Source organism: Streptomyces sp. TAA486, from assembly GCF_000426165.1.
Window position 1 is genome coordinate 60,170 of record NZ_AUEV01000016.1, and the last position, 19,344, is coordinate 79,513.

At 69.9% G+C, this 19,344-nt stretch carries 18 protein-coding genes; 15 read left to right on the plus strand and 3 right to left on the minus strand.

The features are described from left to right. The first annotated feature begins 47 nt into the window (after nucleotides 1–47). The 13 genes from I004_RS0121610 (at nucleotide 48) to I004_RS0121670 (ending at nucleotide 14,879) form a co-directional block, all read left to right on the plus strand. The gene (locus I004_RS0121610; RefSeq protein WP_028437216.1) at nucleotides 48–914 is read left to right on the plus strand and encodes a hypothetical protein; all 867 of its coding nucleotides are present in this window, start codon (nucleotides 48–50) and stop codon (nucleotides 912–914) included. 217 nt (nucleotides 915–1,131) lie between these two features. Next, nucleotides 1,132–2,130, plus strand: coding sequence for an RNA polymerase subunit sigma-70 (locus tag I004_RS0121615; protein WP_028437217.1), 999 nt, complete (start codon nucleotides 1,132–1,134; stop codon nucleotides 2,128–2,130). 5 nt (nucleotides 2,131–2,135) lie between these two features. Then, complete coding sequence (locus I004_RS0121620) at nucleotides 2,136–2,432, plus strand: hypothetical protein (protein WP_028437218.1); 297 nt, start codon at nucleotides 2,136–2,138, stop codon at nucleotides 2,430–2,432. Then, nucleotides 2,429–2,908: a DUF6069 family protein gene (locus tag I004_RS0121625; protein WP_028437219.1), complete on the plus strand. Its 480-nt coding sequence runs from the start codon at nucleotides 2,429–2,431 to the stop codon at nucleotides 2,906–2,908. Before I004_RS0121620 ends, I004_RS0121625 begins: the two co-directional genes overlap by 4 nt. Before the next feature lie 44 nt (nucleotides 2,909–2,952). Then, nucleotides 2,953–3,873, plus strand: a complete 921-nt coding sequence (locus I004_RS0121630) for an isocitrate lyase/PEP mutase family protein (RefSeq protein ID WP_028437220.1) — start codon at nucleotides 2,953–2,955, stop codon at nucleotides 3,871–3,873. A 99-nt stretch (nucleotides 3,874–3,972) separates the two neighbouring features. Continuing rightward, the gene (locus I004_RS39895) at nucleotides 3,973–4,344 is read left to right on the plus strand and encodes a hypothetical protein (RefSeq protein ID WP_199779440.1); all 372 of its coding nucleotides are present in this window, start codon (nucleotides 3,973–3,975) and stop codon (nucleotides 4,342–4,344) included. A gap of 609 nt (nucleotides 4,345–4,953) precedes the next feature. Beyond that, nucleotides 4,954–6,216: an ABC transporter substrate-binding protein gene (locus I004_RS0121640; protein ID WP_486580167.1), complete on the plus strand. Its 1,263-nt coding sequence runs from the start codon at nucleotides 4,954–4,956 to the stop codon at nucleotides 6,214–6,216. Continuing rightward, nucleotides 6,213–7,172: a carbohydrate ABC transporter permease gene (locus I004_RS0121645; protein ID WP_028437222.1), complete on the plus strand. Its 960-nt coding sequence runs from the start codon at nucleotides 6,213–6,215 to the stop codon at nucleotides 7,170–7,172. Before I004_RS0121640 ends, I004_RS0121645 begins: the two co-directional genes overlap by 4 nt. Before the next feature lie 12 nt (nucleotides 7,173–7,184). Continuing rightward, nucleotides 7,185–7,997, plus strand: a complete 813-nt coding sequence (locus tag I004_RS0121650) for a carbohydrate ABC transporter permease (RefSeq protein WP_037977318.1) — start codon at nucleotides 7,185–7,187, stop codon at nucleotides 7,995–7,997. Nucleotides 7,998–8,010: 13 nt separating this feature from the next. Continuing rightward, complete coding sequence (locus tag I004_RS0121655) at nucleotides 8,011–11,214, plus strand: glycoside hydrolase family 38 N-terminal domain-containing protein (RefSeq protein WP_028437224.1); 3,204 nt, start codon at nucleotides 8,011–8,013, stop codon at nucleotides 11,212–11,214. 46 nt (nucleotides 11,215–11,260) lie between these two features. Further along, nucleotides 11,261–12,967 carry a class I mannose-6-phosphate isomerase gene (locus I004_RS0121660; protein ID WP_028437225.1) on the plus strand — a complete coding sequence of 569 codons (1,707 nt, stop codon included), beginning with the start codon at nucleotides 11,261–11,263 and terminating at the stop codon, nucleotides 12,965–12,967. After that, on the plus strand, nucleotides 12,964–13,815 hold the full coding sequence (locus I004_RS0121665) for an ROK family protein (protein WP_028437226.1): 852 nt from the start codon (nucleotides 12,964–12,966) through the stop codon (nucleotides 13,813–13,815). The genes I004_RS0121660 and I004_RS0121665 overlap by 4 nt, the downstream gene beginning before the upstream one ends. A gap of 17 nt (nucleotides 13,816–13,832) precedes the next feature. Continuing rightward, nucleotides 13,833–14,879: a substrate-binding domain-containing protein gene (locus tag I004_RS0121670; protein ID WP_028437227.1), complete on the plus strand. Its 1,047-nt coding sequence runs from the start codon at nucleotides 13,833–13,835 to the stop codon at nucleotides 14,877–14,879. A 101-nt stretch (nucleotides 14,880–14,980) separates the two neighbouring features. On the opposite strand, the gene I004_RS0121675 is transcribed toward I004_RS0121670, so the two are convergent. After that, the gene (locus I004_RS0121675) at nucleotides 14,981–15,610 is read right to left on the minus strand and encodes a DUF4142 domain-containing protein (protein ID WP_028437228.1); all 630 of its coding nucleotides are present in this window, start codon (nucleotides 15,608–15,610) and stop codon (nucleotides 14,981–14,983) included. Nucleotides 15,611–16,016: 406 nt separating this feature from the next. On the opposite strand from I004_RS0121675, the gene I004_RS0121680 reads away from it, so the two are divergent. Next, entirely contained in the window at nucleotides 16,017–16,721 is a 705-nt protein-coding gene (locus tag I004_RS0121680; protein WP_028437229.1) for a DUF2470 domain-containing protein, read from the plus strand. A gap of 532 nt (nucleotides 16,722–17,253) precedes the next feature. Then, on the plus strand, nucleotides 17,254–17,844 hold the full coding sequence (locus tag I004_RS0121690) for a dihydrofolate reductase family protein (RefSeq protein ID WP_028437231.1): 591 nt from the start codon (nucleotides 17,254–17,256) through the stop codon (nucleotides 17,842–17,844). On the opposite strand, the gene I004_RS35305 is transcribed toward I004_RS0121690, so the two are convergent. Together I004_RS35305 and I004_RS0121700 are read right to left on the minus strand one after the other, a co-directional pair. After that, complete coding sequence (locus I004_RS35305) at nucleotides 17,839–18,525, minus strand: VTT domain-containing protein (RefSeq protein ID WP_051345302.1); 687 nt, start codon at nucleotides 18,523–18,525, stop codon at nucleotides 17,839–17,841. The two genes, I004_RS0121690 and I004_RS35305, sit on opposite strands and share 6 nt — an antisense overlap. Beyond that, the gene (locus I004_RS0121700; RefSeq protein ID WP_028437232.1) at nucleotides 18,522–19,253 is read right to left on the minus strand and encodes a methyltransferase; all 732 of its coding nucleotides are present in this window, start codon (nucleotides 19,251–19,253) and stop codon (nucleotides 18,522–18,524) included. The genes I004_RS35305 and I004_RS0121700 overlap by 4 nt, the downstream gene beginning before the upstream one ends. Nucleotides 19,254–19,344 lie beyond the last annotated feature (91 nt).

The following is a 19,344-nucleotide window of genomic DNA, read 5'->3' on the forward strand; positions in this document are numbered from 1 at the left end:
GCCACGGGCCACGGGGGCCAGCAGGGAAGCCCAAGGGAAGGACATCCATGGAATCGCTCAGCAGGAGACGTGCCCTCGCGCTCGGCAGCGGCGCCGCTCTCGGCACGGCGGGCATCCTGGCCGGTGCCGCCGGGGCGGACGCGGCACGTGCAAAGGCCGATGGCCCTGAAAGTGCAGGCGATTGGCAACGTCTCGTCGTCGTGACCGCGAACATCGGACGCGACCATCTGGACGAACGCGAACGGGCCATCCGCGACGTACGGCACGCCGTGTCGATCGACGGCGAACTCGAGACGCCTCTCGTGGGCTGGCAGGAGATCGGCGAAGGAGACGATGACGGGAAGGAGGCCGGGTTCATCCGCAAGCATTTCGGGAGCTCGTTCCACAACCTTTTCGTCGCCGACAAGGTCGCCGGCCAAGTCCCGATATCGGTCCCGCGCACGTTCAACGTCGTCGACCGCCGAATGACCTTCGCCCACGGCGGCAAGTCCGATGTCTCCCCGCACCGCGTCATCACAGAGGCAGTTCTGGAACTCGCTGCCGACCCACAGGTGAGGTTCGTGTTCGCGAATACCCACTACGTTGCCGGTGCCTGGAACGGCAAGGACGACCCCGCAGAGGCGTGGCGGGTCAAGATGTGGGGACGGCACTTCCGCAAGCACCGCGACGACGTGCTCAAGCACTGGCACGACAAGGGCTACCCGGTCATCTGGACCGGCGACGTCAACCGCAGCCCCATGCCGCTGCTCATTCCTCATGAGGAGAAGCGCGCTTTCCCCCGCGGCATCGACCAGATCGCCTGGCTGCCCGGCACCAATGGCACGGAGATCAGGCTCAAGCGCACGGCGAGCGTACCGATGCACGTCGACGGACACGACGCCCGCGTCGCAATCATGCAGGTCCGGCGAGGCTGACGCGGCTTCCCCACGGACGGCCGCACTGGCCCACCCGCGCATCGGTGACACCTACACCTGCCTCGCCGACTTGATCCCGGCCGACCCGCGCACGTCGTGCTCCGCCTCCGGATCCGTCACTGGATCAGCCATGCCGACCGACGCCAGTGATGAGTTGTCGCGCTCGCACCCGTCACACCTACGACGGGACACGACGAGGCGGAAGGACGATGACGTGATGAGTGCGGACACGCGGCTGGAGGAGCTGTGCATGAGCGGGCTGGGCGAGGTCGACGAGCCGGCGTTCTCGGGGCTGTCGGAGCGGCACCGGCGGGAGTTGCACGTGCACTGCTACCGGATGCTCGGATCGTTCGAGGACGCCGAGGACACCGTTCAGGAGACGTTCCTGCGTGCCTGGCGGCGGCGGGAGACCTTCGAGGGGCGGTCGACGTTCCGGGCCTGGCTGTACCGGATCGCCACCAACGCCTGTCTGGACCTGCTGGCCAAGCGCCGCCCGGAGCCCGCGACCGGCGGCGAGGTGCTGTGGCTGCAGCCCTACCCGGACCGGCTGCTCGACGAGCTGCCCGCGCGTGACACTGACGAGCCTGAGACCCTCGCCGTCGCGCGGGAGACGATCGAGCTGGCGTACCTGGTCGCAGTCCAGCACCTCGCGCCGCGCCCGCGGGCCGTGCTGATCCTGCGGGACGTGCTGGGCTGGCCTGCGAAGGACGTCGCCGAGCTCCTCGGGGACTCCGTCAACTCCGTGAACAGTGCGCTGCAGCGGGCCCGCGCCGGCATGCGGGAGCACCTGCCCGCCGAGCGGCAGGACTGGACCGGCGGCGAGGAGGACGCCGGGACACGCGAGCTGGTGCGCCGCTATACCGACGCGAGCGTGGCCACGGACGTGGACCGGCTCGCCACACTGCTGCGGGACGATGTCCGCTGCTCGATGCCGCCCACGCCGGGCCTGTACATCGGCCGCGACACGGTGGTGACGTACTGGGCCGAGAGCGGCTTCGAGGGCATGAAGGGTCTGCGCACCGTCCTCACCTCCGTGAACCGGCAACCCGCCATCGCCTTCTACCACTGGCAGAAGCGGGAGGGCACGTACCTGCCTCTGACGATCGACGTCCTGCGCGTCACCGGCGGGACGATCACCGAGATCATCACCTTCCACGACGACCAGTTCCCGCGACTGGGGCTGCCGGAGCGACTGCCGCCGGAGGGCACGGAGTAGTCCCGGTGTGGACTCTCGCGCTGCGCGGTGGCGCGCGTGTCGCGGTGGTCGCGGAGGAGTGGTGCGACGCGTTCGGCGTCGTCACCAGCGGGCGGGTGCAGCTGGAGCTGCGCGACGGCGAGCGCGGGCCCGTCCTCGGACGCGACGCCGGGTTCTGGTTCCGCGGCACCGGCGTCCGCGCCCTGCGGAACCCCGGCCGTCGCACGGCGAGGGTGCGCATCGTCACCCCCAGGTCCAGGACCGTCACATACCGGTCAACTCACCCCGTACGCCAGTTGCCGAATGACGGAGGAACGATATGAACAGCATGAATGACAGCGGGATCGTCGCAGGCCCGGCATCGGGCCGGACCAGCCACACCCACAGACTCCGCCGGCTCTCCGGCACCGGCTTCATGGCCACGATCGCCGCGACAGTGGCCACCACCCTCGCCGCTGCGCTTGCCCAGGCCGTTGGCGTCGACTTCGAGGTACCCGATGGTGGCGAGACGATCCCCTTGTCCGGGTTCGCCGTGGTGACCGGCTTCTTCTCGGTCGTGGGCGTCGTCATTGCCGTCGCTCTTCTTCGTTGGAGCGCTCGCCCCGCCGAGCGGTTCGTGTGGACGGCGGTGTCGCTGACCGCGATCTCGTTGGTCCCGCCCGTCCTCTCCGGGGCAAACACCGCCACCACCCTCGCCCTCGTCGGGCTGCACCTCGTCCCTGCGGCGGTGATGATTCCCACCCTGATAGGCGGCCTCCGCAACCGGCCCTCTCCACCGAATCGCACGGCTTCCGGGTAGCTATAACGTCGATCCAAGGACACATGGTGAGAGGGGAGCGAGACATGGTGGACGCATCGGACCGTGCGAAGCGGACGCCGGCCGGACGGCTACGGGAGTTGCTCGCCGCAGCACCGTCGCAGGGCCCGCTCCTCGCCCCGGGAGCCTACGATGCGCTGTCCGGTCGCCTGGTCGCCGACGCCGGGTTCGACGCCGTCTACATGACCGGGTTCGGCAGCACCGCGTCGCTCATCGGGCAGCCGGACATCGGGCTGCTCACCGGGACCGAGATGGCCGGCAACGCCCGACGGATCGCCGCCGCCATCGGCGATACGCCGCTGATCGCCGATGCGGACACCGGCTACGGCAACGCGCTCAACGTCGCCCGCACCGTGGAGACCTACGAGCGGTCCGGCGTTGCCGGCATCCAACTCGAGGACCAGGTGATGCCCAAGCGATGCGGGCACATGGCCGGAAAGCGGGTCATCCCCGCAGCGGAGATGACCGGGAAGATCCGCGCCGCCTGCGACGCCCGGCGTGATCCGGACACCGTGATCATCGCCCGGACCGATGCGGTCGCCACCGATGGTGTCGACGCGGCACTGGACCGCGCGCGAGCATTCCGGGACGCCGGAGCGGACGTGCTGTTCGTCGAGGCACCGACCGGAGAATCGGACATCGAGAGGATCGCCGGCACACTCGCCGCCGATACCCCACTGCTCTTCAACTGGGCCGAAGGCGGCAGGACGCCGCCACTGCCGCTGTCCCGTCTGCGCGAGTTGGGCTTCGCGCTGGTCCTCTACCCGATCGGCACTCTGCTGGCCGCCACCGCGGGGGTGCGCTCGCTGCTGTCGACCCTGCGCCGCGACGGGACGCCAACTGCCGCCCTGAGCGGCCCGCAGAGTGTCAGCCTCCCCGGCTTCGACGAGTTCAACGAGCTGGTGGGACTTCCGGCCGCGCGGGAGCGCGAAGCCCGCTACAGCTGATACGGGCGAGGATGTCTCGCCCGTGAAGGCGGGCGGGAAGGCACCGGTTCCTGCCGTCGTGGACGTGGCACGATCGTCTGAGACACGGATTCTGAGGCCATGACGACCACGCACCCGGAACTCCCCCGCCTCTACTCGCTCGATGCGACAGCGCGCCGGCGTTTCGAAGGTCAGGGCTTCGCCAAGCTTCCCGGCGTGCTCTCCCCCGGCACCGTCCGCAGCTACGAGCCGGACATCACTTCGCGGGTCATCGAGCTGAACACCCGGCATCTCCTTCTCGCTGAGCGGGATACCTCCGGCAAGGCGTTCCTACAGGTGACCAACCTGTGGCAGCACAGCGAGGTCGTCCGGGACTTCGTCTTCTCCACTCGACCGGCCGGCGTCGCGGCCGAGTTGCTCGGCGTCGACGCGGTACGCCTTTACCACGATCAGGCGCTCTGCAAGGAGGCAGGCGGCGGCATCACTCCCTGACACGCCGACCAGTCCTACTTGCCGCTGTCCACCGACCGCACGGTCACAGCCTGGATCCCCTTGCAGCAGACGCCTGTCCAGATGGGACCCCTGACCTTCGCTGTCGGCAGGCACCGCTTCGTCCACGGCCGTGACCGCCGATCAGCGACGCGTCCGAACACGAACTCCAACGCGCCCTTGTCGAGCGGGACTTCGCTGTGCTCGAGACGCCCTACGAGCTGGGCGATGTCAGCCTCCACAACGGCTGGACCTTCCATCGCGCCTCACCCAACGGCGCGGTCACCCCGCGACGCGTGATGACAGTCATCTACATGGACGCTGACATCACCGTCGCCGAACCGGTCAACGACAATCAGCGCGCGGATCTTACTGCCTGGATGCCGGGCACTGCCGTCGGCGAGATCCCCGCGACGTACCCCCCTCTACCGTCGTCGACCCACCCGAGCCGTGCCAGGAAAATCCGGCATGGAAGAGGCAGATGCTGTCGCGCCCATTGACATCCGGAGGCGGCAGGAGTTGGCTGCCGCGCAACATGTTAACGATAACACCCGCACGTGAGGGGCCGGTCCCATGCATGGACGCCGTCACAGCACGACCCCGAGAGCCACCTTGAACCGCCGAGGTCTCCTCGCGGCGGCCGGTGCCGCCGCCCTGACCACCGCCTGCGGAACCGCCGCGGGCCAGCCTCCCGGCGAGGTCGCCCTCCACGGCGACAACGCGGGGTGGGGCAAACCGATCGCCGCCGCGGGCCGGCGGATGAAGTCGATCTCGGGCATCGGACTGGTCCCGCAGGTCATACCGTCGCTCGAGTCGTTCGAGCAGATCGTCAAGTCCTCACTGCGCACCAGCAAGACGCCGGACATGCTCAAGTACTGGTCGGGGTACCGCCTGCAGGATCTGGCACGCACCGGCGGCATCATCGAGATGACCGGCCACTGGGAAAGGGCCGAGGCGCGCGGCTGGGTCTACCCGGAACTGCGCAGTGCCTTCACCTACAAGAACCGCGTGTGGGCCCTGCCGATGAACCTGGCCTACTGGGTCTTCTTCTACAACACCGAGGTCTTCGCCGAGCACGACCTCGAAGCCCCGCAGACCTGGGAGGACTTCCTCGCGGCCTGCAAGCGCCTCAAGAGCGCCGGCATCACACCGCTGCACGCCACGACCGACGGCCGCTGGCCCGCCTTCATCTGGTTCATGGAGGTCCTTGTCCGGCAGGACCCCCGCTTCTACCAGGACTTGATGAACGGGCGCGGAAGCTACAACGACCCGCGCGCGGTGCGGGCGTTGCGCACGATCGCCTCCTTCTTCGACAACGACTGGTTCACGCCCATGGACATGAGCCATGAGGACGCGGCCGCCGCTGTGGTACACGGCAAGGTCGGGATGATGCCCGGCGGCACCTTCCTCACACCCAGCCTGCAGGCCGCCGGCGGCAAGCCGGGCGGCAATGTGGACGCCTTCGTGCTGCCCATGGCCGACCCCCGGGCGCGGCCCAGCATGATCTTCGAATCGAGTGCACTGGTGTGCACGAGCAAGGGCCCGGACCGCGAGGAAGCCGTCAAAGCGGCGGGGCAGTGGCTGCATCCGCGGGTGGCCGAGGCGTTCGCGCACACCCTGCAGGACGGCTGTCCCAACCCCCGTGTGGATCCGGCCAATCCGATGGTCGACGGCATCGCCCGCACCGCGAAGGAGAAGCGGCTGTGGATGCTCAACCGCTTCTGGGAGCAGGGTCCGCCGGAACTGGTGGAGTCGACCGTAGATGACCTGGCGGGGTTCCTGCTCGACCCGCCCAGCTACCGCCAGGTGCTCAGGACGATGCAGGAGCGCGCCGACGAGGCGTGGCAGGTGTGGAGGGAGGCGGAGAAGGTATGAGCGAGACGCTGAGCACTGCCGGGCCGATTCGGGTCAAGCGGCGGATCCCCACCCGGACGCCCGGGCAGGCCTCCGGCGCCGCGACGGCGCGGGGCCGGCTGGGCAGCCCCGCCGGATCGCTGGTGTGGGCCGCCCCGGCGCTGGCCTTCGTCGGAGTCCTGCTGGTCTATCCGTTCTTCCGCAGCGTCTACGGCAGCCTCTTCGAGGACAACGGCTTCACCAGCGAATTCATCGGGCTCGACAACTATGTCCGGCTGGCGGAGGACCCCATCCTGGGCCGTTCGCTGATCAACACGGTGATGTGGGTCGCGGGGACGTTGCTGCTTCCGGTGGTGGCCGGGCTGCTGATCGCGGTCGCCACGCACCGGATGCGCCTGGGGAATCTGGCGCAACTGGTGATCGTCCTGCCGTATGCGATCTCCGGGGCGTCGACGGCCGTGCTGTGGAAGTTCATGCTGACCTCGGACGGCGCCGTCAACCAGGTGCTCGGTGCGGTCGGTCTGGGTTCGCTGGCGCAGCCGTGGCTGCTGGAGTGGCCGCAGAACACCGTGTCCCTGATCATCGCCGGCACCTGGCAGGCGACCGGCATCAACGTGGTGCTCTTCACCATCGGGCTGCGTGCCATCCCTCGCGACATCGTCGAGGCGGCGCACCTGGACGGCGTGAGCGGCTGGAGCATGTTCCGCCACATCACGTTGCCGCAGCTGCGGGCCATGACGGTGGTGGTCGTCGGCATGGCCATCGTCAACTCCCTCAAGGCGTTCGACCTGATCTGGGTGCTCACGCAGGGCGGCCCGTCCCGGTCCTCCGAGACCCTGGCCCTGACGATGTACCGCGAGGCCTTCCGGCTCTTCCACGTCGGCTACGGCTCGGCCGTGGCCCTGATTCTGTCCGTCATCGTCGTCGCCGCGTCATGGCTGTATCTGCGCCGCCAGATGCCCGGCGCCCGGGACTGAGGAGGCAGGATGATGGGACGTGCGCTGCGCAACTTGTTCGTCGCCGGATGCGTGCTGCTCTGGCTGATCCCGCTCTATCTGCTGATCGTCAACGCCCTTACCCCGGCGGGCGGTTACACCGGCACGCCCGACTGGGCACCGCGCGGGTTCGCGATCCTCGACAACCTGCACATCGCGTGGAGCGAGGCGGGCATCGGGGAGAGCTTCCTGGTCTCGCTGCTGTATTCGGTGGTGTGCGGCTCGGTGGCAGTACTCGTCGCCGCGATGGCGGCGTTCGCCGTCGTGGTGCTGCCGGTTCCCAGGCCCGCGTTCTGGTTCTGGCTGATCTACTCCGGGACGCTCTTCCCGCTTCAGATGTTCCTCGCGCCGCTGTTCGGGCTGTACGCGGACGCCAACCTCTACGACACGCGGCTCGGTCTGATGCTGGTGTATGCGGCGTGGGCGGTGCCGTTCGCGTTCTTCCTCATCCGCAACCAGATGACGACCATGCCGCCGGAGGTCACCGAGGCGGCGATGCTGGACGGGGCGTCCTTCCGCCGGATCTTCTGGCGCATCCACGTGCCGCTGATGAGCTCCGGTCTGGGAGCGGCGTTCATCTTCCAGTTCACCGCCGTATGGAACGACCTGCTGCTGGGCATCACGCTCAGCCGCAGCCCCGAGGTGCAGCCGGTGATGGCGGCGCTGACAACGCTCAACTCCGCGTACGGCTCCTCCGGTCCGCCCGTGATCCTGGCCGGGGCCCTGATCGTCTCGGTGCCCACTCTGCTCGTCTTCCTCCTCTTCCGCGGTCTCTTCCTCCGCGGAGTCACCGCCATCGCCCGATGAAAGCGAGTGCCGCATGACGACCCGTGCTCTCGTACGGACAAACGACTGGGACCATGAGCGGATCCACGACAGCCTGCGCGAGTCCGTGGTCTCGGCGGAGGGCCGGCTGTCGGACCGCCACCTGCGGCTGATCCAGGAGCCGCTGCTCAGCCGCTCCGGCGACGGGCTGCTGCAGTCGCTGCGCGTGGAGACGGCCGACGGCTCCGCCGTGCCGGATGAGCTGGCGGTACGCACCGGATCGGGTGCGGCACTGCCCGTCGAACGGCGCCCCGGGCCGGCGGGTTCGGTGCGGCTGATGGTGCCGGCCGTCGAGTCCGCGCAGCAGGTCACCGTCGGGGTGCCGGGCGGAGAGGACGAGGGCCTCGCGGTGACGCTGACGCCGCAGCGGCGGTGGACGGTCCATCTGGTTCACCACTCGCACCTCGACATCGGATACACCGATCCGCAGGGGTTGGTGCTGGCCGAGCACCTGTCCTACCTGGATTCGTGTCTGGAGCTGACACGGGCGACGGACGACTGGCCCGCCGACTCGCAGTTCCGCTGGTGCGTGGAGTCGCTGTGGTCCTTCCAGCAGTGGGCCGCGGCCAGGCCCGCGGAGCAGGTGGAGGAGTTCGTACGCCGGGTCAGGCAAGGACGTATCGAGCTGACGGCGATGCCCTTCAACCTGCACACCGAGACCTGCTCCACCGATGAACTCCACGAACTCCTGCGCTCCGCACGGACGGTGGGCGACGAGTGGGGCCTGACACTCACCTCCGCGATGCAGACGGACGTGCCGGGGTCGGTCGTGGGACTCGTCGACGCGCTCGCCTCGGCAGGCGTGAAGTATCTATCGGTGGCGCACAATTGGGCGGGCCGTTCCGTGCCGCACCTCGTGGGCGGGGACAAGCTGCCCCGGCTGTTCCGCTGGGCGGCCCCCAGCGGCAACAGCCTGCTGGTGTGGGTGACGGACACCCCGCACGGCCTGGCCTACATGGAGGGCCCGCTGCTCGGCTTCGACACGGACTACGGACGTGTCGACGATCTGCTGCCCGCCTATCTGACGGCGCTGGCCACGCGCCCCTACCCGTATCCGGGCGGCGTCTTCGGCTGGAGCATGGACCAGGAGGAGAGCGAACGCGAGCCCTACCCGTGGGACGTGCTCCATCTGCGCGTACAGGGCAAGTTCGGGGACAACGCGCCGCCGCGCCGCATCATCGCCGACACCGTCCGCCGCTGGAACGAGACCTGGGCCTACCCGCAGCTGCGGCTCTCCCGCAACGAGGACTTCTTCACCGACGCCGAGAGCCGCCTCGGCGACAGTATCCGGACCTTCGAGGGCGACTGGACGGACTGGTGGGTCGACGGAGTCGGCTCGGGTGCCCACCCCCTGTCGATGGCCCGCACCGCCCAGCCCACGGCCGCCGACGCTCAGACCATCGGCACCTTCGCCGGAATACTCGGCGCGGACGGCGCCCATCAGGAGACCGCCGGGGCCGCCGGCGTCTATGAGGCGGTTTCCCTCTTCGACGAGCACACCTGGGGCGCGGCCGACCCCTGGACCCACGGCCACGAGCACATGCACTCCGGCGAGCAGCAGTGGCACTGGAAGTACGGGCAGGCGCTGCGCGCCCACGACGACTCCCGTTCGCTGCTGGACCGCGCCACGGCGCGGCTCGGGCAGCGACTGGCCCCCGCCGAGGGGGCGGACGCGTCGTACCACGTGGTCAACACCTGCTCATGGCCGCGTACCGAGGTCGCGGAGATCTTCCTGCCGGAGAGCAGCGTCGGGCTCGGCGCGTCCGTGGCAGTGCACGACGCCCGAACGGGACACCTCCTCGACCACGAGGAACGCGCCCAGGTCAACCCCGAACACCGCGACGCGGGACGCTTCCTGCGCGTGCGCGTGGAGGACGTGCCACCGGCGGGGTCGGTACGCCTCGACATCCTCGCGGGGCCCGAGCCGGCGGAGACACCACGTGCCGCTCCACCGTGGAATCCGACCGGCGGTCCCGAGAAGCACGACCCCGGCGAGAGCGCGGCACGGGCGCAGGCCCACGCGGACCCCACCCTGCTGGAGAACGAGTTCCTCGCGGTGCGGGTCGATCTGGCTCGCGCGTGCGTGTCCTCCGTGGTCGACAAGGCGACCGGCCGGGAACTGGTACGCACGGACGCGACCGTCGGATTCAACGCCTACATCCACGACAGCTACACCACCGCCGGAGGCTTCAACCACAATTCCAGCCGCACCACGGCCTCCGAGCGGCTGGAGCACCTGGGGGCGCGCGTGGTCGCGCCGCCCGCGGCGCTGATCGCCCGTACGTCCACCGCCACTTCGGAGTCCGTCACGTACGAGACGGGGCCCGGCGGCGCGAAGCGGGTGCGCACCACCCTGACCCTGCCCCGCGGCATCGCAAGGCTCGACATCGACAACCGCGTCGACAAGGACGCCACGCTGGGCAAGGAGAGCGCCTACTTCGCGTTCCCCTTCGCCTTCGACGACCCCGAGGTACGGATGGAGGCCTCTGGCGGCGTCACCGGCAGCGGCCTTCCCGTCGTGCCCGGCTCGGCTCTCCATATGCGGGCAGTGCGCCGCTGGATCACGCTCGCCGAGGACGACTGGACCGTCGCCTGGGCCACGCAGGACGCACCGCTGGTGCAGTCCGGCAACATCGCCCTGCCGTACGCGCCGTTCCCCCGGACGCTGGAGCACGACGAGCCGGCCACGGTCTTCTCCTGGATTTACAACAACCTCTGGGACACCAACTTCCCGAGCGAGCAGGGCTTCGACTTCAGCTTCCGCTACAGCCTGGCCTGCGCCTCGGGCCCGGCCGCGATCGGCATCGGCCCGCGCACGGCGGCGGCCGGCAGCCGCCCGCTGCACGCCGTACGGGCACGAGGCGGCCCCGTCGGCGGGGGCGGGGACGGGGACGGTTCGGACGGCGGGGGTGCCCGCTCGCTGCTGAGCGACTCCCTCGCCTTCGCCGAACTCGGCGACCCGCGCGTGCGTCTCGTCGGCGCGACGACTCCCGGCCCCGGCAATGCCGTTCTGCTGCGGCTGCAGTCCTTCGCCGAGGAACACCTGACGTGCCCGGTACGGGCGCTCTTCCCCGTGACGGCCGCGCACAGCGCCGACTACCTCGGCCGCGCCGTGAGCCCACTCCAACTCGCCGACGGGGGCACGCGCGTGGACATTCCCCCGCTGAGCACGGCGGCGGTGCTTCTCGAACGTCCGTGAAGCGGCGCCCGACGCCGCACCCTGTTTCCGTCCCGAAGGAGAACGTGTGTACCGGCTCGACCCGCGATACGACCCCGCGCCGCAGGCCCGCCTCGCCACCGGCTGGCAGGCCGTGTCCGCGGAACTGCCGCAAGGGCCGGCGGTCGTGGCGGTGGACGGGCCACCCGCCGTGGACTGGGACACGCTGCTGAGCCGGCTGGCGGAGCAACTCTCCTACCGGGGCGCGGCGGTGGAGGTGCTCGACGTGCGCGACCACTACGCAGCGGCGGAGGTCGTGGTGCGGCGCACCGTGCGGCCCGAGGACGCCGGTGACCCCTACTACTGCAAGCTCGCCGGCAATCCGCTGGAGCACCTCTTCGACACGCTCCCGGAGCCGGCCCCGCCGCAGCAGGGCGTGCTGCTGATCTGCGGGCCGGGCGCGGCCGCACTCGCACACGACGTGCTGTGGTACGCGGACGTGCCCAAGCGCCATGCGGAGGCTGCTGTAGCGGCGGGTACCGGGTCCAACCTCGGGCTGCCCGGCCGGCGCGGCGAGTTGCGCCGGCTGTTCTACGTCGACTGGCCCATGCTCGACCGGCACCGGGACGCCATGGCGCCCCGCGTCGAAGCCTGGCTCGACGTGCAGGAGCCCCAACACCCCGTACTCATCGACGGGGACGGGCTGCGCGCGACGCTGGCTACGCTCGCCCGGCGGCCCGTGCGCACCCGGCCGTACTTCAACTCCACGCCGTGGGGCGGCCATTGGGCGCAGCGCACGCTCGGCTTCAACCCGGGCGCACGCAACACCGCCCTGGGCTACGAACTGATCGCCCCGGAGTCCGGTGTGCTCATCGGCGAGGGCCCCAGGGCACAGGCCGAGATTCCCTTCCAACTGCTGTGCGTGCTGCATCCGTTGGAGATGCTGGGCTCCGGAGTGCATGCCCGCTACGGCACGTCGTTCCCCATCCGCTTCGACTACCTGGACACCGTCGGCGGCGGCAATCTCTCGCTGCACTGCCATCCCCAGGAGCGGTACATGCGGGAGCGCTTCGGCTGGCACTACACGCAGCACGAGACGTACTACATGACCGTCGGCGGCCACGACACGCGCGTCTTCCTCGGCCTGCGGGAGGACGCCGACGTCGCGCTGTTCCGGAAGCAGATCGAGGACGCCGTCTCCGAGGGCACGCCCATGCGTCCCGAGGACCACGTGCTGACGTTCCCGGCCGAGCGGGGACGGCTGTTCATGATCCCCGCCGGCACGCCGCATGCGAGCGGCACCGGCAACCTCGTACTGGAGATCAGCGCCACTCCCTACCTCTACAGCCTCCGCTTCTACGACTGGCTGCGCCCGGACGCCGACGGCAACCCCCGTCCGCTCCCCTACGAGCACGGCCTGGCCAACCTCGACACACGGCGCCGCGGCGACGACGTCGCCCATGATCTGGTGCCGCAACCACGCACCGTGCGCGGCGGGGACGGCTGGCGCGAGGAAGTCCTCGGCGCGCTCCCGGAGATGTTCTACGAGGTGCGCCGCATGGTCCTCGACGGCACCGCGGCCGCCGAGGACGACACCGAGGGCCGCTTCCACGTGCTGAACGTCGTCGAGGGCGAAGGTGTGATCGTGGAGACCGCGTCCGGACACCGGCACGAACTCGCCCACGCGGAGACCCTGACCGTGCCCGCGGCGGTCGGCCCGTACCGGCTGCATCCTGCGGGCGGCGGCCCGGCCAAGGTCGTCAAGGCGCTCGTACGGACACAGGATGCGCTGTGAGAGCCGTACTCGAGATCGGCGGCACCCATGTGACCGCAGCGATGGCCGACCCCGGTAGTGCCGAGGTCACCGCACGGGTCAGCCGGCGGCTCGATGCGCAGAGCAGCGCGGAGAACATCCTCGGCAGCGTCATCTCCTGCGCCGCCGGGCTTCCCGCACCGCCCGGCGCCGTGTGGGGAGTGGCCGTGCCCGGTCCTTTCGACTACGCCCGGGGCATCGGACTCTTCGAGGGCGTCGGCAAGTTCGACAGCCTGCGCGGCATCGACATACGCGCGGCGCTGCTCGACGGACTCCCCCGCCGCCCCGCCGGCATGGTCTTCCTCAACGACGCGCACGCCTTCCTCCTCGGGGAATGGCACGCGGGAGCGGCGCAGGGCCACGCGCGCTGTGCCGGCATCACACTCGGCACGGGCGTGGGCTCGGCCTTCCTCGCGGACGGCTCCCCGCAGACCGAGGGGCGCGGCGTGCCGCCCCAGGGCCGCGTCGATCTGCTGCAGTTGGACGGGCGGCCGCTGGAGGAGTCGGTCTCCCGCCGTGCCATCCGCGAACGGTACGGCCACGCGCAGCTCGACGTGGACGTCATCGCCTCCCGCGCACGCAGCGGCGAGGAGCGGGCGCGGACCGTTCTCGACGAGGCGTTCACCCCCCTGGGCCGCGTGCTGGCACCGTATCTGGCCTCCTTCGGTGCCTCGGTTCTCATCGCTGGCGGTTCGATGACGGGCTCCTGGGACCTGATCGGCCCCGCGCTCCGCGCCGGACTGGGGGATACTCCGGTCACGGTGAGGACCAGCCGTCTCACCGGCGACGCCGCGCTCGTCGGCGCGGCCGTCGCGGCGGCTGCGACGTGAGAGGGGGCATGGCCGGCATGGCGGACGGGCGAGCGGCGAAGGGCGGGAAACCGACACTGCGGGACGTCGCCGAACTGGCGGGCGTCAGCTCCATGACGGCCTCGCGCGTGCTGCGCGGCGACCCGCGCGCCTCGGCGGCGACGCGGGAGCGCGTACAGGCGGCGGCCGACGAACTGGGCTACATGCCCAATCACTTGGCCCGCAGTCTGCGCCTCGGCGAGGGCACGGGACTCGTCGGTCTCCTCGTCACCAACCTCGCCAACCCCTTCTACTCGCAGCTCGCGCTCGGGGTCGACTCGGTGCTCGCACCGCACGGCCTGAAGACCGTCATCGCCAACACCAAGCAGGACCCGGTCACCGAGAGGGAACTCGTCGACGACCTCGTCGCGCGGCGCGTCGACGGCATCGTCGCCGTGCCCGCCTCCACCGACCAGCGCCATCTGGCCACGGCCGCGGCGGGCGGGGTGCCCGTCGTCCTGGCCAGCCGTCCGCCCGAGGGGTTCGAGGCCGACTGCGTCCTGGTGGACGACTTCGGCGGAGCACGCCGCGCCACCGAGGACCTGCTCGCCCAGGGCCACCGCAGGATCGGCTTCGTCGGTTCGCCCCGGACCGTCTACACCGGCACGCAGCGTCTGAAGGGCTTCACCGACGCCCTTGATGCCGCGGGGCTTCCCGTCGACGAACGCTACGTACGGCAGGGGCAGAAGACGACCGGGGAGGCCACGCTCGCCGCGCGGGAGCTCCTCTCGCTGCCCGATCCGCCCACCGCGCTGTTCTGCTCCAACAACCGCAACACCATCGGTGCGTACCACGCCATCCGCGCGGCGGGCCGCTCCACCGCCCTCACCGGATTCGACGACTTCGAACTCGCCGACGCCCTGGGACTTCCGCTCACCGTCGTCGCGTACGACACCGACCAACTCGGCCGCCGCTCCGCGGAGTTGCTCGTCTCTCGCATACGACCCGCCGACCAGCCGTCGTCCGGGAAGCCTCGCGAGCCCCGCCGGATCACCGTGCCCACCGAACTCGTCACGTACAACTCGGGGGGCAAGCAGGTCCGCTGAGCGCCGGGGCAAGCACACGGGGAGCAGCGAGAATCATCGGGCGGACGGTGCCGGCAACCCTGCGGGGCCAACGGCGTACGGCGTCAGGCGAAGAAGCAGCGCTACTGTGTGAGCGCCTCGTAGTCCACCATTCCGGTCTCTTCCAGCACGGAGACGTGATCGAGGACGATGGAGTTGGCCCTGGTCGCCAATGACCGCACCATCGAGTTGCTGGTCTGATCGCGTACGAGACTCACGAGGGCCAAGGACGAACCCCCCTGCTTCCGGAGACGGTTGACGAGGACCTCGTCGGCCTTCTTGCCGTTCGCGTTCTCGATCTCGAGCAGGTACTTCCGCTGGTCGTCCGTCGCCCGGTTCGGCAGCGACACCTTCAACGTGCGGCTGGCCTCGATGACGCGCTTGTCCAACTCACCGCAGCCCTCGACGACATGGTCGCCGACGAGCCGTACCGACCTCTCCGTGCTTCGCTGTGCAGCGCGGCCGGCAGGCACTTCCCACAGCCCTGCACTCCGCACGCTCCGCAGGAAGTCACGGTCGAGCGACGTGAGCGGTCCGTATTCGGTCTTCCAGGTTCCCTTGCCGTCGTCCTGCCATCCGGCCCTTGAGAGCGCGATGGTGCGGTTCCCGTCGAAGAAGTAGACGGGAATCAGCAGCGCGGCAAGCGTTGCGACGACGCCGAGAACAACCAGCACGGTGCCGGCCACTCGCCCGGACGGCTTGACGGAACGCATCAGAATCCCTCCCCACACACGCCATCGAAGCGCGGTGAACATTCTGTGCTCATTATTGGTGTGCGCGAGGCAGAGTTTGCGGCTTAGTCCTGATCTGACAAGTCCGTTGCGGCATCAGCCGGCGGCGCACCATCCGGCTCACTCGTCACGGTGGTGGCGACGAGCGTGGCGCACCCGAACACATGGCACCAGCCCTGCACGGATCAGGGGTTCAGCCGTCGCCCCCTGCACGACCGAGCCAAGTCGCCGCGCACGCACGGCACTTGAGGATAGCCGGTCGGACGTCCGGTCACGCGGATACCTGTCGGGTCCGGGAGGACACGAGCGGCATGTTAGGTTTGCCTAACCTAACTGCGTCACGTTCGCGTGGCCGTACGATCCCCGACCCAGTCATGGGAGAACCTGGATGCGCCCCTTCCGCACCCGCGTCACAGAGCCGACGCCCGCCGAGCGCGTGCGGTCGATCTTGGCCGCCGCCCATTCGATGACGGTGGTGAGCGACGGGCTGCATGCCGAGGTGCACCGGCTCCGCGGCACGGAGTCGGTGGGCAACTTCCACCTTCACGCACCGCCCGAAGGCGCTCCCACCAGGGACGGGATGCGTCTCCCGGTGAGACTGGAGCTGACCGACATCGCACCCACGCCGGTGCGCGAACGGCTGCGGGCCCGAGTCACCTTGACCGGAGTGCTGGCGGCCCCGTTCGACCCGGAGGCCACGGAGAGCACCTGTATGGAGTTCGGCCAAGCGGTCCTGGAAGACTCCCGCGGACGAGAATTCGTAGCGCTCGGCGAACTGCAGGAGGCGATCCCTGACCCCTTGGCCACCAGCGAAGCGAGCATGCTGACGCATCTCTGGGACGACCACAGTGAATGCGTTCCCCTGCTCCTGCGTCTCGTGCGACCGCAGCCGGACAGGGGCATCGTGCGCGCGGTTCCGGTGGCACTGGACCGGCTCGGCGCGACGCTGCGCCTCGAGTATCCGAGTGCCGATCATGATGTCCGGCTGCCGTTCGCGACACCCGCAGAGAATCCCGACCAGGCCAGCTCCCGGATCCGGGCCCTGCTGGACGCCGCCCGCCGGGTGTCCCACCCCAACCACCTGCTGGCTTGATCGCGGGGGCTCTGCCAACCGGAAGACACATGCCAAAGGCCGCCCGGCCGTACACCGGGCGGCCTTCCACTTCCGTCGATTCAGCTCAGGAGGTTCGCCGGCCGCGCTTCGCGCGGTCGTCCCCGGCCGGCTCACCGCTCTGGGAGGGCCGCCGGCCTGCGCCGAAGCCCGAACTGGAGGCCGCCGCGCGGATACACACCGTCCGCGAGGACGATCTGCTGCACTGGCTGCCGGAGGCGGAGGCGGAGGCGGGCACCGCACCTCGCGGGGCACGGCAGTGGACACCGAGTACCTGACAGTCGTGCGCGGGCTCCGCCGCCTGGGACGAGGCTCGCGTGGTGCACGCCGCCGCGGGCAGCAGTAGCCCTGCGCCCGCAATGACGTGCGCGGCGCCCCGGAGTTGACGGAACGGCACCGTTCCGCCCTTTATGTACTGCTCCGTTCGGCCAAGTCGCATTTCAAAGTCCTTACCGGTCTGCAACCATCTCGTGACGGCGCCCGACGGCGGCGCCAGGTGGGGGTGAGTTCAGCGATGAGCAAGGTCGTGCTGGATGTGTCGGTGTCCCTGGACGGGTTCACGGCCGGCCCGAACGTCCGTGAGGCGGAGCCGATGGGGGACGGCGGGGAAGGCCTGCACGAGTGGATGGCCGGGTCAGGGTCCGAGGGCGAGATCGACGCCGCGATACGCAGGGAAGTGGACGCAGCGGTGGGGGCGACGGTCATCGGGCGGCGCACCTTCGATCTCGGCCTGCGCCCCTGGGGCGGTACTCCGTGGCCCGGCGTCCCGAGCTTCGTGGTCACTCACCGGACACGGGAGGACCTCCTCGGTGACAACGGCGGCACGTTCGTCTTCGCCGGGATGCGGTCGGCGGTTGAGCGTGCCAAGGAGGCTGCCGGGGGCAAGGACGTTCTGGTGCTGGGCGCCGACGTCGCCCGCCAGTTGCTCACGGGCGGCCTGCTCGACGAGTTGTATATCCACCTCGTTCCGGTCCTGCTGGGCGGCGGGACGCCGCTGTTCGCCGGTGAGCGGGCCCAGTTGGCCGCGGAGGGAAAGGCGGTCTCCGGGGCCGTGACCCACCTGCGCTTCCGTGTCGAAAACGGCCAAGTACCCGCCGTGTCATAGCTTTTCGCGCGTCGCGACAGCATGGAGCGGTGTTGCAGGGGACTCGGTGCCGGGGCTGCGTGCACTGCTTGCCCAGGACCGGCTGCGACGGCGGCGGCGCATCTTCGCCCATGCCAGCGCAGCCCCTGCCACTGTCGCGGCGACCCCGGCGAGCACGGGGCCGACGGCGAGAGCGCGCTGAAATGATGTCGCGGCCGCGTATCCGATACCGGCCTCGGCGGTGGCCCACACCAGCGCGGCCATGGCGCTGTAGGGGGCGATGCGGCGGTAAGGCAGGCGGGTCGCACCGGCGAGGTGGGGCGTGACGGTGCGGACCACCGGAACGAAGCGGGAGAGAAAGACGGCCTGGCCGCCACAGCGTGCCATCAGTGCCTCGGCACGCCCCCACGCGGCAGTCGGGACGCGGCAGCCGAGCCGTCCGGTGCGCAGACGGTCGCCGAGCAGTCCTCCCGTGCGGTGCGCGACGAAGTCCCCCGCGATCACGGCGCACATGGCGACCACGATCACCAACGAGAGGCTCAGGAATCCGGATTGTGCCAGCGCACCGGCCGTCAGCAGCAGCGTGAGGGTAGGAATGAAGGCACCGATCAGCAGGACGGACTCGGCCAGGACGGCCACCGTCACCATCGTGTAGGCGGCGCCGGCGGGCACTTGGCCAAGAGTGTCGGACACGACCGTCATCGACTCGCCCCAGCCGCGGCCTCCCGCGAATCCGTGCGCCGGAATTCGCTCGCGGGGCGCCTGAGTTGCCACACCGTGGCCGGAGGCAGGTTGGCCCACACCGTGGGGCAACCGGTGGCATAGCGGCGCTGGTAGTCGGAGAGGACTCTCTCCACTGCCCGGTGCCGGTGCGCCTGCGCTGCGGACGCCAGCAGGGTGCGGGCGTGCCGGGTGCCCCGGTAGGCGAAGTAGGTCAAGATACCGCCCGGATGCAGGAGTTCCAGATACCGATCCATGATCGCTTCCACGTTGTGCGGAGAAAAATTGGTGAAGGGCAGGCCCGAGACGATCACGTCATAGCGCCGGTCGATGTCCAGACACGCGACGTGGGAGGCGTGGACGCGGATCTGCTCGGACCCTCCGGCCGCACCCGGATACGTGCCGACGAGGTCGCGCAGCCGCTCGGCGAAACGCGGGTTGGCCTCGACGACGTCGAGATAACTGCCCTGTGTCAGCTGCGGGATCAGGGCCCGGGTGACCGCTCCGGTCCCGGCCCCCACCTCGAGGATGTTGAGCGGCCGTGCCGCCTGTGCGCGCACCGGCTCGGTCAGCGCGCGAGCCAGGGACTTGCCGCTCGGCGCTACAGCCCCGACGGTGCGCAGGTCGCGGGCAGCTTCGAGGAGGAACGTCCAGCTCCCGCCAGGACGTTGCGCGGGGATACGGTCGGGTGACGCAGGCGAGTGGCTCATGGCTGCGACGCTAGGAAGCCGGCCCGCACCTGCAACTCCGTCGTTGTACGACGGCGTCCCCCTACGAAAGTAGGGGGTCAGCATGGAAGAT

Excerpts from the sequence above, each read along its gene's own strand:
- I004_RS0121625 (WP_028437219.1), top strand. The coding sequence starts at position 2,429 with ATGAACAGCATGAATGACAGCGGGATCGTCGCAGGCCCGGCATCGGGC.
- I004_RS35305 (WP_051345302.1), bottom strand. The coding sequence starts at position 18,525 with ATGACGGTCGTGTCCGACACTCTTGGCCAAGTGCCCGCCGGCGCCGCC.
- I004_RS39895 (WP_199779440.1), top strand. The coding sequence starts at position 3,973 with ATGACGACCACGCACCCGGAACTCCCCCGCCTCTACTCGCTCGATGCG.
- I004_RS0121675 (WP_028437228.1), bottom strand. The coding sequence starts at position 15,610 with ATGCGTTCCGTCAAGCCGTCCGGGCGAGTGGCCGGCACCGTGCTGGTT.
- I004_RS0121615 (WP_028437217.1), top strand. The coding sequence starts at position 1,132 with ATGAGTGCGGACACGCGGCTGGAGGAGCTGTGCATGAGCGGGCTGGGC.
- I004_RS0121670 (WP_028437227.1), top strand. The coding sequence starts at position 13,833 with ATGGCGGACGGGCGAGCGGCGAAGGGCGGGAAACCGACACTGCGGGAC.
- I004_RS0121690 (WP_028437231.1), top strand. The coding sequence starts at position 17,254 with ATGAGCAAGGTCGTGCTGGATGTGTCGGTGTCCCTGGACGGGTTCACG.
- I004_RS0121680 (WP_028437229.1), top strand. The coding sequence starts at position 16,017 with ATGCGCCCCTTCCGCACCCGCGTCACAGAGCCGACGCCCGCCGAGCGC.
- I004_RS0121700 (WP_028437232.1), bottom strand. The coding sequence starts at position 19,253 with ATGAGCCACTCGCCTGCGTCACCCGACCGTATCCCCGCGCAACGTCCT.
- I004_RS0121630 (WP_028437220.1), top strand. The coding sequence starts at position 2,953 with ATGGTGGACGCATCGGACCGTGCGAAGCGGACGCCGGCCGGACGGCTA.
- I004_RS0121655 (WP_028437224.1), top strand. The coding sequence starts at position 8,011 with ATGACGACCCGTGCTCTCGTACGGACAAACGACTGGGACCATGAGCGG.
- I004_RS0121650 (WP_037977318.1), top strand. The coding sequence starts at position 7,185 with ATGGGACGTGCGCTGCGCAACTTGTTCGTCGCCGGATGCGTGCTGCTC.
- I004_RS0121610 (WP_028437216.1), top strand. The coding sequence starts at position 48 with ATGGAATCGCTCAGCAGGAGACGTGCCCTCGCGCTCGGCAGCGGCGCC.
- I004_RS0121645 (WP_028437222.1), top strand. The coding sequence starts at position 6,213 with ATGAGCGAGACGCTGAGCACTGCCGGGCCGATTCGGGTCAAGCGGCGG.